This is a genomic window from Rahnella sp. GSA61A (genome assembly GCF_019969905.1).
Lineage (GTDB): Bacteria > Pseudomonadota > Gammaproteobacteria > Enterobacterales > Enterobacteriaceae > Rahnella > Rahnella aceris.
This window is the reverse complement of record NZ_JAHXYO010000018.1, coordinates 31,915-44,643: the sequence shown is the minus strand read 5'-3', so window position 1 is coordinate 44,643 and position 12,729 is coordinate 31,915. Positions and strand designations below refer to the sequence as shown.

The 12,729-nt window shown below is 55.8% G+C and carries 18 protein-coding genes; 17 read left to right on the top strand and 1 reads right to left on the bottom strand.

Annotated features, from left to right (window positions below; translation table 11 throughout):
- Positions 1-511 precede the first annotated feature (511 nt).
- Positions 512-901, top strand: a complete 390-nt coding sequence (locus tag LC431_RS19900; protein ID WP_223510232.1) for a relaxosome protein TraM — start codon at positions 512-514, stop codon at positions 899-901.
- 43 nt (positions 902-944) lie between these two features.
- Here the strand turns inward: LC431_RS19900 and LC431_RS19895 are convergent, their stop codons facing one another.
- Positions 945-1,559 (bottom strand): Arc family DNA-binding protein, encoded by a 615-nt coding sequence (locus LC431_RS19895; protein ID WP_223510231.1) that lies wholly within the window; start codon positions 1,557-1,559, stop codon positions 945-947.
- 199 nt (positions 1,560-1,758) lie between these two features.
- Between LC431_RS19895 and LC431_RS19890 the strand changes: the two genes are divergently transcribed.
- The 16 genes from LC431_RS19890 to LC431_RS19815 all read left to right on the top strand — a co-directional run bounded on the left by LC431_RS19890 (position 1,759) and on the right by LC431_RS19815 (position 12,728).
- Positions 1,759-2,184: a type IV conjugative transfer system pilin TraA gene (locus tag LC431_RS19890; protein ID WP_223510230.1), complete on the top strand. Its 426-nt coding sequence runs from the start codon at positions 1,759-1,761 to the stop codon at positions 2,182-2,184.
- 8 nt (positions 2,185-2,192) lie between these two features.
- A complete protein-coding gene (traL, locus tag LC431_RS19885) occupies positions 2,193-2,495 on the top strand; it encodes a type IV conjugative transfer system protein TraL (RefSeq protein WP_037035618.1) in 303 nt (100 codons plus the stop codon).
- A gap of 51 nt (positions 2,496-2,546) precedes the next feature.
- Positions 2,547-3,146 (top strand): type IV conjugative transfer system protein TraE, encoded by a 600-nt coding sequence (locus tag LC431_RS19880; RefSeq protein ID WP_223510229.1) that lies wholly within the window; start codon positions 2,547-2,549, stop codon positions 3,144-3,146.
- A 4-nt stretch (positions 3,147-3,150) separates the two neighbouring features.
- On the top strand, positions 3,151-3,882 hold the full coding sequence (gene traK, locus LC431_RS19875; RefSeq protein WP_223510228.1) for an F-type conjugal transfer protein TraK: 732 nt from the start codon (positions 3,151-3,153) through the stop codon (positions 3,880-3,882).
- On the top strand, positions 3,879-5,279 hold the full coding sequence (gene traB / locus LC431_RS19870; protein ID WP_223510227.1) for an F-type conjugal transfer pilus assembly protein TraB: 1,401 nt from the start codon (positions 3,879-3,881) through the stop codon (positions 5,277-5,279). Before traK ends, traB begins: the two co-directional genes overlap by 4 nt.
- Positions 5,280-5,292: 13 nt before the next feature.
- Positions 5,293-5,817: a transcription/translation regulatory transformer protein RfaH gene (rfaH, locus tag LC431_RS19865; RefSeq protein ID WP_014695875.1), complete on the top strand. Its 525-nt coding sequence runs from the start codon at positions 5,293-5,295 to the stop codon at positions 5,815-5,817.
- A gap of 12 nt (positions 5,818-5,829) precedes the next feature.
- Entirely contained in the window at positions 5,830-6,018 is a 189-nt protein-coding gene (locus LC431_RS19860; RefSeq protein WP_014695876.1) for a hypothetical protein, read from the top strand.
- Complete coding sequence (locus LC431_RS19855; RefSeq protein WP_223510226.1) at positions 6,015-6,404, top strand: hypothetical protein; 390 nt, start codon at positions 6,015-6,017, stop codon at positions 6,402-6,404. The genes LC431_RS19860 and LC431_RS19855 overlap by 4 nt, the downstream gene beginning before the upstream one ends.
- Entirely contained in the window at positions 6,401-7,072 is a 672-nt protein-coding gene (locus tag LC431_RS19850) for an adenylosuccinate synthase (protein WP_223510225.1), read from the top strand. Before LC431_RS19855 ends, LC431_RS19850 begins: the two co-directional genes overlap by 4 nt.
- Positions 7,073-7,143: 71 nt before the next feature.
- The gene (locus LC431_RS19845; protein WP_223510224.1) at positions 7,144-7,560 is read left to right on the top strand and encodes a hypothetical protein; all 417 of its coding nucleotides are present in this window, start codon (positions 7,144-7,146) and stop codon (positions 7,558-7,560) included.
- A 95-nt stretch (positions 7,561-7,655) separates the two neighbouring features.
- On the top strand, positions 7,656-8,222 hold the full coding sequence (traV, locus tag LC431_RS19840) for a type IV conjugative transfer system lipoprotein TraV (protein WP_223510223.1): 567 nt from the start codon (positions 7,656-7,658) through the stop codon (positions 8,220-8,222).
- Positions 8,223-8,328: 106 nt separating this feature from the next.
- Positions 8,329-10,998 carry a type IV secretion system protein TraC gene (gene traC, locus LC431_RS19835; protein WP_223510222.1) on the top strand — a complete coding sequence of 890 codons (2,670 nt, stop codon included), beginning with the start codon at positions 8,329-8,331 and terminating at the stop codon, positions 10,996-10,998.
- Positions 10,991-11,425, top strand: a complete 435-nt coding sequence (gene trbI, locus LC431_RS19830; protein WP_213053024.1) for a type-F conjugative transfer system protein TrbI — start codon at positions 10,991-10,993, stop codon at positions 11,423-11,425. The genes traC and trbI overlap by 8 nt, the downstream gene beginning before the upstream one ends.
- Positions 11,422-12,042 carry a type-F conjugative transfer system protein TraW gene (gene traW / locus LC431_RS19825; RefSeq protein ID WP_223510221.1) on the top strand — a complete coding sequence of 207 codons (621 nt, stop codon included), beginning with the start codon at positions 11,422-11,424 and terminating at the stop codon, positions 12,040-12,042. Before trbI ends, traW begins: the two co-directional genes overlap by 4 nt.
- Positions 12,039-12,314 (top strand): hypothetical protein, encoded by a 276-nt coding sequence (locus tag LC431_RS19820; RefSeq protein ID WP_223510220.1) that lies wholly within the window; start codon positions 12,039-12,041, stop codon positions 12,312-12,314. The genes traW and LC431_RS19820 overlap by 4 nt, the downstream gene beginning before the upstream one ends.
- Positions 12,315-12,728, top strand: a complete 414-nt coding sequence (locus tag LC431_RS19815; RefSeq protein ID WP_223510219.1) for a hypothetical protein — start codon at positions 12,315-12,317, stop codon at positions 12,726-12,728.
- The last annotated feature ends 1 nt before the right edge of the window (position 12,729 follow it).

Sequence of the window (12,729 nt, the reverse complement as noted above, 5' to 3'; positions counted from 1 at the left end):
GTGTGTGCTAATTAGTACACTTTGCAGTGCTGAATGGTGTGTTAGTGCAGTGCCATATTGTGTGTGCTTACAGTGCCTGATGGTGTGTTAATTCGGCACTCTAACCAGCACCGTATGGTGTGGTAATGATGTGTTTTGTTTTAAATCAATAAATTAAATAGTTCAAAATGGAGTGTGGTGCTTAATCCACACACCATTATTTTCGGCATAGTGCCTGATTAACACACATCGAAATACGGCGTAGTGCTGGATTAACACACCCCAAAGCGGCACGCAGTGCCTGATTGACACACATGAAATTCTTCCACGGTGCCGGATTAACACACTCAAACCAAACCGGACGAGGTTAATTTACAGTGCCGTATTGACACACACTGAGTTTCGGCAGAATAATCGCCACCAACAGAATAACACCTTTCGCTTTATCTCACCCATGCGGTTGCCTAATACCTCGGGAAATAACGCGAATATCACCGGCAATAAACCCCCGCCGGACACACAGGAAAAAGAGATGGCCAGACGCAATATTTATTTCAAAGAAAAAACCGAAAGGGAAGTGCTGGAGCTGGTGCAAATTGAGCTGCAAAACGGTGCCACGCACGGCGAGGTTAACTTTTCCTCCGTGGTCAATGAACTGGTTAACATCGGGCTGATGGTGAAAAAACACCAGGGAGAAGGAAATAGCTTTGACCAGGAAGGGTTTAACCGGGATTTAATGCGTAAAGTTTCCGGCAGCCGCGAAGGCATCAGCATTATGATGGCCATGATGTCTGAAATGTATTTGCAGCTTCGCGGTGAGGGCGGGAATGAAAAACTGGAGGAACTGCTCGACAGAAACCTCTCCGGTATGAGCGCCGCCGAAGACCGGGCAGAATCAAAACATTTTATCGCAGAAGAATGAAGTTTATGCCGGGCTGGCTGCCCGGCATAGCTTGTCAGGATAACTAAGATCCCATTTCGTTATTTTCCTTATTCGTTAACGGGTTCTCCGCCACCGCCACCTTCGACACAATGAATTCATCGAACAGCATCGCCAGCGCACGCAGTCGTTTTATTTCCTCATTTTCGGGCAACTGCTGCTCAGTAAAATAATTGAGTGACCCTAACAGGCGCTGAACAATTTCCTGATTCATACTGCGCTGATTAAACCGCGCGCTGATTTCCATGTCCTTTTTTAAATTCACCGGAAAACTGCTGCTGAAGCGGCGCATTTTACCGGCCACAAACTGCCGCTTATCATCCACCACCGTTGCTTCCTGGGCATATTTTTCCCGCAGCATATCCAGGTGCGCCTGAATAAACTCATCAAACAAACGGGCCAGGGCTAATAATCGCTCTCCCTCCTCGGTTTTAATAATGGGTTTTTTCGGGGTGAAATCCAGCGACTGAATCAGCCGGCCTACCACCTCATCGTTCATGCTTACCCCGCGAACGCGGGCGGCAATGCGCAACTCCAGTAGCAGATTTTCAGGCGCCCAGAGTACGCGGTAGCGCACTTCGCCCATCGTATATTTTCTCGGACGGCCGCGCCGTTCGTATATCTTCTCTTTTACTTTCATATTTTTGTGCCTGACTGAAATAACACAGGAAATGAGAGTGTGAGCCTACTACCGGTGAACGATAAGAAATATCTTAGAAATTGAAAAAACTGTGATATGCATCACAGTTTTTTTTTTTTTGACTCAATGTAAGATAGGCGGGCGTTACGTCTGTTTACGCACGCTGACATTTTTATTACTTAAATCGAGGTTTTTTATAATGAAATCAGTGATGACCGATTCCGGCATGCCGGAGGGGGTAGCGGTAGCTTTGCCTGAAGGGGGAAATAATCTCCAGAAGGGGGTTATCGGCAACCTCCCATTTTTCTTTAGTGCTTTTTATTCTCACCGTATTAAACCCGTTATTTCGCAGTCTCCCGCCGCCCGGCGAAATCTTATTTTCTTTGCCCTGGCCCTTGCGGTCGTTATTTCCCCTCACCTGGTTCACGCAACGGATTTAATGGCCACCCAAAAAGCGGATGCCAATGATACTTTTGGTCACGGCTCGACGGTGGAGTGGGTGTTATACGTGGCGGAAATTATTGTCTCGGTGACCGGTTTTATTAAAACCCGTAACCCGATGGTATTCGCCGGCCTTATTATGCTCATCCTTATCACCCGCGCTTTCTTCGCCCTCATCAATTAATTCCTCCTATGGACCAGGACTCGTTGAAATATCGATTCCCGGAAACTCTCAATCAGCAAAAACGCGTTGCCGGACTGCCACCCGAGGAAGCCTTTGTGCTTTTAGCCTGTGGGGTGACGGGGTTCTTCTGCGACATTTTTATCGTGATGCTGTGCGTGGGTGCCGTTCTGTGGCTGCTTATCCGACACCTTAAAAAAGGCCAGGGCTCATGGTGGCTCTTAAACCTTCTTTACTGGTATCTGCCAACGGTGCTTTTCCGGGTGCAGTTCAGGCGGGTGCCTGATTCAGGCAACCGTCACTGGATGCAGTAACGTGTGCGCCACTTTCGGGTGGCGCCTTTTCCCTGCCCGAAGGAAGAAACGATGAAGTATCAAGTGAAAGAAACGCGAAACCGGGTGACGATGCTGGCTCTGGCGTCACTCGGTTCGCTCCTTGCTCTGAGCCTGGTGGGCACCTGCATCACCGGTGCAATGGCCTGGCATTTTGCGACCACGCAAAAAACCATCACCACCCCGATGTTATTTGACCGGTCATTCACCTCCGACGCGTCGCAGGGGGATGCCAACCTCAACAACATGCTGGTGCGCTCGTTTGTTAACTTACGCCTGAGCGTGACGCCTGACACCGTTGACAGTCAGCACGCCGCGCTGCTGCGCTGGGTGCCGCCCGAAGCCCGCTCTGAGCTGAAAAAAGCGCTGGCCGTCGAGGCGGATTACATCAAGAAGAACGGCATTTCCACGGTGTTTCGCATCGAGGATGAGGCGTTCGACCCCGCGACCGGTGACGTCATCGTCAGCGGCACGCTCTCTGCCAGCACCTCTAACGGCAGCCTGAAGTTAGACATCCCCGATGTGCATAAAGCCTACCGGCTCAACGTGAAATATGTGGACGGCATCATCCGTCTGACCGCCTTCCCCGAAGTGCAGCCCTCTCAACCCGTGTCAAAACAGCATCAGGGATAACCGCATGAAAGCACGACTTCTTGCCGCGTTCGTCGCCGGCCTCTGCCTCACACCGGCGGCGATGGCCGACGTCAGCGGCCCGGCGGGCACCGTATTTGAAAACGATGCGCACCTGAAAGCGCAGCTGAGCAATACCAGCCCGAACAAAATTGTCATTGAGGGTGAGCTTATCACCCGCGTCACCGGCCCCGACGGGGCCTTCACCCAGGAAAACACCGAAGACGGGGCGCTGCTTATCACCCCGCTGACCGGTCAGAACTTCACGCTCTTTCTGGAAACGGCCAGCGGCATCGGCGCCTCTCTGGACGTGACGCCAAAGCCGGGCAGCGGACATACGCTGCACCTTATCCCCGCCTCAGCACCGCTGAAGGCCAACCCGGATGCAAAAGCCTGGGAGGAAAGCCAGCCGTGGGAGAAAACGCTGGTGAGCCTCGCCCGCACGGTGGTGAACGGCGGCGTACCTGACAGCTATATCGAAGCTAAAGCGGCGCGCGGACCTGCCTACAACCCGATGCCGGGCGTCCTGCTGACCCCGGAACGCCAGCTGGTCGGCTCGCACCTGCTGGTCATGCGCTATCGCATGAAAAACACCGGCTACATCACGCGATCGCTTTCAGAGCAGCAGTTCTGGCAGAAGGGGGTCCGTGCGGTGATGTTGTCCACCCATAACCTTTACGCCAGCGGCGAAGGGTACGTGTGGGTTATCTTCTCCACGGCAACGGAGGGCGGGGTATGAGCAACATCAACACCACGACCCGCCGCAAGCAGTGGGTCATGACCGGCGTGTGTGTCGCGGTGGCCCTCGGCGTCGGGGGCGGGATATGGGCGTATGCCCACCATCAGACAGGGCTGAAAAACCCGGCCAAACCCAAAGCTGTCGATATGACCGGCGGCGTGGTCACCAGCTCCTTTACTGACAACCTGGCCACGGCGGCGCTGACACAGCAGCAAAACAAAACCTCGGCGCTGGAAAGCAGCGTGAACCAGCTCAAAACCGACCAGCAGCAGCAAAACGAAGCCCTCAAGCAACAGCTTTCTAAAATCATGGACGCCATGAGTAAGCTGCAAAGTCAGCCGCCTTCTGCGCCCGTGCCCGGCGCACCGCCATCCGGGCCAGCCAACGGTCCCGGTGCAGGCACAAACGGCCCGGTTGCTACCGGCCCGGCCAGCCCCGCGCAGTGGAACGTCACCGACCCGAACCGTGGGCCGGGGGGCGGGCAGGGCAGTCAGTTTTATCCGGGGCAGGGTCAGGGACAGGGTGCCGGTTTTTACCCCGGCACCGGCTCGGGCCATCTGGGGGGCATGACCAGTAAAACTTTCAGCTATACCTCACTGCAGGCCAGGAAAACCAAACTGCCGTGGATACCGTCCGGCTCCTTCTCGGAAGCGGTAATGATTGAAGGAGCGGATGCCAACGCCAGCGTGACCGGTCAGCAAAACACCTCTCCCGTGGTCATCACCCTGATTGGTGATGTCTCTATGCCCAACGGTAAAACCTACAACATGGACCAGTGCCGCGTCACCGGCGAAATCTGGGGGGACATCTCCAGCGAACGCGGTGAGGTCAGAACCAAAAACATCAGCTGCATCCTGAAAAACGGCAAGCATATCGACATGCCGTTTGACGGACACGTGGCCTATCAGGGCAAGCAGGGTATTCGCGGCAAGCCGGTCATGCGTAACGGTCAGATTATCGGCTACGCCGGTTTGGCAGGGCTGGCCGATGGCTTCGGGGAAGGCGTCAAGTCAGCCGCCACGCCGTCAGTCGGACTGGGGGCCGCAGCGTCAGTGGGTGCCGGCGATGTGTTTAAGCAGGGGATTGGGGGCGGTGCCAGCAAGGCGGCTGACACGCTCAGCCAGTACTGGATAAAACGGGCTGAGCAGTATCATCCGGTGATTGACATCGGCGCGGGCAACAGCGTGACCGTGGTCTTCCAGCAGGGCTTCCGTCTGGAAACCATTGAAGACATTGAAGCGGATAAAGACAAAAAAGGGGACGCGCAAAATAACGTGCAGCAGGTGGCCGGTAATGCCTCCGCGCAGGTGAATAACGTCACCCGCGCCGCCGTCCTCAATCCTGATGAAGTGTTGCGTCAGGCGAGCCAGCTGAAGCTGGGCGATACTATTAACTGACAGGGGAAGGGATATGGAGCACTGGTTCGTCGCGCAGACGCAGTATGCACAGGAAAAACGCGCCCAGCAGCATCTGGGCAATCAGGGCGTGACGTGTTTCCTGCCGCTTTACACCGAGCAAATTATTCAATCCAGCCACACCAGGGCTGCGGCGCCGCAGGCGCTTTTTCCCGGTTATATCTTTGTTCGCTTTGACCCGGAGGTGATCCACACCACCACCATAAAAAGCACCCGCGGCATTGCGTCGTTAATAAGCTTTGGTGGCCTGCCTTCCATCATCCCTGACGAAGATATAGAGAAGTTAAAAAATCATGACTGTCTTTCGCCTGTCCCTGCGGGACCTGCACATGGCGACCGGGTTGAGGTGCTAAATGGCGTGTTTGAAGGTCTGGAAGGGGTATGGCATGAACCCAACGGAACGAAACGCGCCATGTTGCTGCTGACGGTGATGAACCGCGAAATGAAGCTGGAAATTATGGGGCGAAGGGCACCAGATGCGCTGCGTGTCCGGGTGTTGGGACGGGGAGCCGCGGCATAAAAAGGGGCAAACGTGGTGAAAAATCGGGAACAACGTATCCGGCTCGGCGTATTAAAAGTGCGTTACCGCCAGGCCTGGAAGCGCAAGGCGTCATCCTGTGAGCTGTCGGCACTGCTCAATGACATTGAAAAGCTTGAGCACGGCCAGTCTGATGCTGACGCCGGGAACGCGACGCAGATTGCTGTAAGGTGGGATGAATGACGTTTATTAGCAAAAACAACCGGTGGCCCTTTGCCATTCTTGTCCTGGCGTTTATCGCCTATTTTGGCGGCTGGGCCGCTATCAATCAGTTCGCGCATATACGGGCAGAATGGAGCATATGGCGGTGCACGCTGCTTTTGGGGGGTATTTATCTTATCAGTGTTTTCTTCGCCGCCAGACGAAAATCTTTCAACGGAAAAATCATTCTGACTGCACTCGGGTTCCCCCTGATGTTGGGCCTGTTGGGTTTTACCTTTTGGATCATCGTGGCCTGGCTTCTCCCCATATTAAACGCTGACGATATCAATGCGCTCTTTTTGATAGAAGCCTGCTGCGTGTTAACGGGGGGACTGGCGGCAAAGTTATACGAGGTTTATGGCGTATGAACCATGACGAACTGAACGCGATTGCGGCGAAGTGGTGTAAGCGTCCGGCGAGCGGTAACGGCCCCGGCTGTCAGGTGGCATTAACGGAAGTAGGCGGACTGTACGGTGGTGAGCGAGCAGATGTCTTTGCGTACCGGTGGGGGTTTGACGGCGGTTCGGTGGTGGTGGAGTCCAAGGTCAGCCGCTCTGATTTTCTGGCTGACCGGGCAAAACCCCACCGCAGTGGCGAGATAACGGGCATGGGCACTTACCGGTATTACATTTGTCCGGAAGGTTTAATCGGCCTTGATGATCTTCCCGACCGTTGGGGGCTGCTGTGGGTGAACGCGCGCGGACATGTCAGGGTGAAGGCCGGTCATATTTGTGGCTGTCTCGCATGCGGGTATCTGGGTCACCAGTTGTCGCCGTTCTGGCAACATCCGGCAGACCTGCGTTTTGAACTGGATATGCTGGGTTATGCATTGGCGAAATTTGCTGATCCAGAAGGCGCTAAAAAGGTCGTCCGAAAAGCGGTCAGGGAAAAGTCCAGGCTGGCCAGCGAAGTGAATGGCCTGCGTGAAGCATCGAAACGGGCAGAAACGGAAATGTATACGCTGCGCTGCCAGCTGCGTCGTTACCAGGAAACATTTGGTGAACTCGATACCGCAACCCCCCTGACTACCCGTTAATCCCGCACTCTGTCGCTTTTTCCCATTTAATATCAGGCCGGTAGGTCTGGCCGGTCACGGACAACCTTCTCATGCAAACATTTTCCGGTGGCACATGGCTTTGTGCTGCGCTCCACGGCTGTGCCACGCTCTCCGACCGGTTACCGCCGCTTCCTGGTTTCATTGCCTGTGCCGTTGTTGGCGGTATTTCTGTTTTCATTTTTTGCCTGTTTCACGACTGGCGACCCGCTTTATTCAGCGTGATCCTGGTCGGCCTGACCGATTTTCTCTTATATGTGCGGCTCGATGCCGGTCAGTGGGCGCCGAGGGAAATCACTGTGGCTGTCATACTCAGTCTTTTCCCTATCGTGATTTCTTTGCCGTTTGAAGAGATGTTTGTCAGCCGTTATCCCCGTTTCCGGTACGCCGTGCGTCTCCTGACGCCGGTCTATTCATTAGGTTTTACGCTTGTGATATGGCAGCAGGTTGCCATTGCCATACACGGATAACAAGACACCCCGTTGTCGCACTCGCACCACCGTCCTGATACCCCACTACTTTTTCTTTCACTAAAGGCGGCATCGCCGCATCCGGAGTAAACACCATGTTCAAAGTCCTTCCTGCCGTGCTGCTGTGCGGCATGTTGACCGGCTGCGCCGGTATGAATTCCGATTTCGACTGTAACAAGACAGCCACTGATCAATGCCTGTCCATGTCAGACGCCAGTCACCTGGCCGCCAAAGGCAAAAGCCTGGACGACCTGACGGCGGAGGCGCAGACCGCCCCAAAGCCTGCCGCTGAGTCACTGGCTCCCACAACAAACATCAAACCGAACGTGTCGCCCGACCGCCCCATCAGCGTTGCCGGTCTGGCCCCCCGGCCGATAGCCGGCACGCCAGTATCCAATAACGACGCCATGCTGCGGGCGTCAACGATCCCGGTGACCGGCAGTAGTTCAAGCGCGCTGTCGTCAATCCGCCCCATCACGCCAACTGACTATGCCGGTCCGGGGCAGGTGGACGCCCGTCGTATCCCCGATGCCACGCAGCGTCTGTGGATCGCCCCCTGGGTGGATGAGCAAGACAGCTTCCATCAGCCCGCCGTGGTCGAGTTCGTGAAGAACAAATCCCGCTGGGATGCCGATTTTCGCGTGATCAGTGAAGGGGAATGAGGCCAATGAAGCGGACCTTAACGCCCGAATTTATCGCGCAGCCCGTGCCTGCGTCATCCCCGCATCCTCTTTGTTATCCACAACGCATTGAAAAAATGGGGGCGTCATGAGCGATTCCTGGTTAGACCAGCTGGCTAACATTTTTGCCAGCAGTAAAGATGAAGGCGGGGCAAAGACGGCGGCCGACATGTTGCAGCAAAGCCTGAGCTATCCGTCCATCACCAGCCTGTTGCCCTACCGAATGTATGATGAAAAAACCGAACTGTTTATCAACAGCCGCTCCATCGGTTTCATCATGGAAGTGGCTCCGCTGGCCGGGGCCAATCAGCAGGTGGTGCAGGCGCTCGATGACCTGTTGCGCAAAAAAATGCCCCGCAAAACGCCGGTGACCGTGCTGATGGTGGCCAGCAAGTGCGTGGGTGAGATGCTCGACAATGGTCTCAGTAAGGACATGTGGAAAGGCAGCATGGCGAAACCGCTTAATGCCATCACCAAAGCCTACTGGGAGCGGGCGGCCCTGAAGGGACTCAGTAATGACCGGGAATACCCGCTTTATCTGCGTAACTACCGCGTGTTTCTGGTGTATGCCCGCTCAGGGCGAGGCGGTATCCGGGCGATGGACGCCGTTGTGCAACTGCGGGAGACGCTGCGCGTCTCACTGATGGCGGCCCATATGGAAACCCGCCGCGTTGGTGCCCCGGAATTTCTGTCGATCATGCGGGAACAGCTTAACTACCGGCCGGGACAGGTGACCCGCAGTCCCGATCACTGGAACACCGACCAGGAACTGCACCGCCAGTGCGTCGATCACAGTACCGAAATGGAAGTGCGTCCAGGCTATCTGCGGCTTACCACCGCGCGTCAGCCGGAGGACCGAATCCTCGGAGACAGCCGCGATACCGCCGTCGCCAGCACCCGTATTGTGAATATGCAACTGACTAAAGCCCCGGCGAGGTTTGCGCTCTGGCAGGCGTCAGACAATCTGCAGAACATGCGTTTTCCCGATCTGGGTATTCCCTGTCCGTTCATCCTCAGCTGGACGGTATCCGTGGAAGATCAGGTAAAAAGCCAGAACGACGCGTTTCGTAAAGAGCAGGACCTGGGTAAGAAAGCCGGCACGTCCTACGCCAAGCTTTTCCCTGGCACCCAGCGGGCGTATGAGGAATGGCGAGACCTGCGGCAGGGGCTGGCCAGTAACGAAATTGCCATGTGCAATTTCTCGCTGAACCTGACCCTGTTCACGCCGGATGACGCCAGCGAACAACAGTCGTGTGAACTGGCGGCCATCAACGTCTTTCGCAAAAATGACCTGGAAATCTCCGCCCCGCGCTTTCAGCAGTTGCGAAACTGGATCAGCTCCTTCCCCTTCATGATGCAGGAGGGGCTGTGGGAAGACATGGTGGTGATGGGTTCGACGCTGCGTTGTAAAAGCTTTAACGCCGTCAACCTGATGCCGGTGGTGGCTGAGCGGCAAATGTCACCGATAGGCAGCCCGTTGCCGACCTACCGCAACCAACTGGCATTTTTCGATATGTTCAGCGAAACCAGTGGCAGCACCAACTACAACATTGCGGTGACGGGGACCACCGGCGCGGGCAAAAGCTTCTTTATTCAGGAAATCCTGCGACAGGTGCTGAACTCCCACGGCTTCGCCTGGGTTATCGACATGGGGGCGAGCTACAAAAACTTCTGTAAACAAGCCGGCGGGAAATACCTCGACGGTGCCACCCTGCGCTTTAATCCCTTTGCGAACGTGGTGGACATTAAAGAGTCGGCAGAAGGCATCACTGGCCTGCTGACCGTACTGGCCAGCCCTAACGAGCCGCTGGATAAGGTCAGCGAAACCATTCTGCTCAAAGGCGTGGTCGCGGCCTGGGAAGCGAAAGCCAACAAAGCCCGTATTGATGACGTGGTGGACTACATGATTTCGCAAGAAGTCACGACCACTTACGAATCCCAGCCGACCATCCGTGACCGTATTAACGAGCTGGTTCTGCTGCTCGACCGCTGGTGTACCTGGGGGGCGAACGGAGAGTACTTCAACTCCGACAATCCGACGCTCGATGGCGAAACACGCTTTGCCGTGCTGGAGCTGCTGAGCCTGGAAAATCAGCCACACCTGCTGTCCGCCATCCTGTATTCGCTCATTCTGGCCATACAGGAAAAAATGTACCACTCGCCGCGTGACCTGAAAAAAGTGGCCATTATCGACGAAGCCTGGCGTCTGTTCAGCGGCTCTAACCCCCATGCCGCACGCTTTATCGAAACCGGCTACCGGACAGTGCGTCGTCACCGTGGGGCCTTCATCACCATCACACAGGGGATTAAGGACTTCACCGGTAGCAAAGATCAGGCCGCACCGCCGGCGGCGGCCGCAGCCTGGGATTGTAGCGGGACGAAGGTGACGCTGTTGCAGGATGCCAAAGCCTTTAAAACCTACCTCAATGCCAACCCTGACCAGTTTACCGAGCTGGAAACGCAGGTCATTCGCGGCTTCCAGCCGGCGAAAGAAACGGGCTTCAGTTCGGTGATGATTTCGACCGGGGAAAACAGTTCCTTCCATCGCGTTTTCGTCGATCCGGTCACGCGGGCGATGTTCAGTACGCGCGGGCAGGATTTCCAGTACATGAGCGAGGCGCAGGATGCGGGGGCCACCAGTGAAGAGGCGGCCTACCTGCTGGCCTGTGAACCCGACATGTATCAGGACGAGATCCGCGAGCTGGAAATTTGGGCAGGGTTGCGTGTGAAAGAAACCGAGGAAATCAACCGTGAATGAAACCGATATCGACGCGCAAAACGTCAGGCAGGGCATCAGCATCACACCGGCCAGTAAGGCCGGTTTTTTCAACAAGAAATTCGTGCGGGCTGGGGCGGTGGCTCTGTTGCTGACACTGCTGCTGGTCACGGTGTGTGCCGGTATCAGTGCACTGGTCGCTCAACAATTTCAGCGCCGGACGGTGGTCTTTGACATGAAGGGCACTATCGATCTGTTTATGCAGCAGTCGGCTAAAAAGCAGCTGGATGAGAACAGCGCACGGGTATTGACCACCCGGTTTGATCAGGCGCTTAAAGCCAGCCTGAATGACTGGCAGCAGGCGCACGGTGACCTGATCCTGGTGCCGCCGGCGGTGGTGATGCCCGTACTGGACATCACGCCTCAGATCCAGGCGGACATTGCCCACCGCATGCAGGAGGCACCATGACATCACGGTGGGTTATCTGCCTGCTGGCAGGCTTACTGAGCCTGTCAGCAGGGGCAAAGGATCTCGGCACTATGGGTCATTTGTTTCCGATAGCCGAGCCTGACCTGCTGGATTTTATCGGTCAGCGCCTGCAGGGCATGAAAGACAGCGGTGAGATGGACAGGATCCAGCGCGAAGCCGAAGCCAGGGTGAAAGCCCACGCCGTTCGCCCCGAACCGGTGGCGGGCCTGACCCCGGCGAAAGCTGACCGCACGCTGCACTATGACCCGACGTTTACCGTGCGTGAAACTATCCGCGATATGCGCGGTAACGTGATCGCCCGTGCCGGTGACCAGGTCAATCCGCTGGATAAAGTGCCGTTTAGCGAAACCCTGTACTTCATTGACGGCGACAACCCCGCGCAGATGAAGTGGGTGAAACAGCAGCTGGCCGGGCAGGTTAATTTCAAAGTCATTCTGGTGAACGGCAATATCCGGGACAGCAGCAATGCGCTGGATGAACCGGTGTACTTCGACCAGTACGGCACCCTGACAACAAAATTTGGCTTCGAGCATACGCCGGTACGTATCAGCCGCGACGACAGGACGCTCAAGGTCGAGGAGGTGGCACTGAAATGAATCACTGCGTTAAAGACAATCACGACGCGGATAACATCAAACGCTTTGCCACCACCGTGCGGCTGGGCGACACCGATAAAAACGGCCTGCGGGCCATGACCGAAGAACACCCGCTTTACACCGAATCGGTGGTTATCCGGGCGGCGTTGCAGACGCTGCTGGCCCTGAGCGCCGAGCTTCGCACCTCGCTCATCCTGGCGTCACTGAATGAGCACGATATTTGCACGGTACTCCAGCGTCACGGGCCGCTGTCTAAAGAAAGGAGTGTGTAAATGGAAAGTCACAACACTGTGAACCCGATTAAATTATGGCTAAAGCTGTTGCTGACGTGCGTTATCGGTCGGCATGAAGGCGTGGCGGATATCGGCGGGCAGGAAGAGGCGCTTTACCTGGCGGCGGCCCTCGATTTGGAGCACCTGCTTAAAGACCACGGGCTTTTTCTGAGTACCAATCCCCTGCTGGAAATCCCTGTGCCTGAAATCGTGCTCACACAGCTGGCTAACCTGCTGCTTGACACCTGGATTGGCACACTGCCCGCCCACATCAAACCCGAAGAGAAAATTGCCCAAATCCGGATGGAGATCGCTGCCGGTGAAAGTGCACAGAAGGTGCACCGGATGCTCAGGCGATTGCGTCAGCGCGGATTATACGTGGCTTCTTTCGCCCCCTATCAGAAGGTTGAATAAG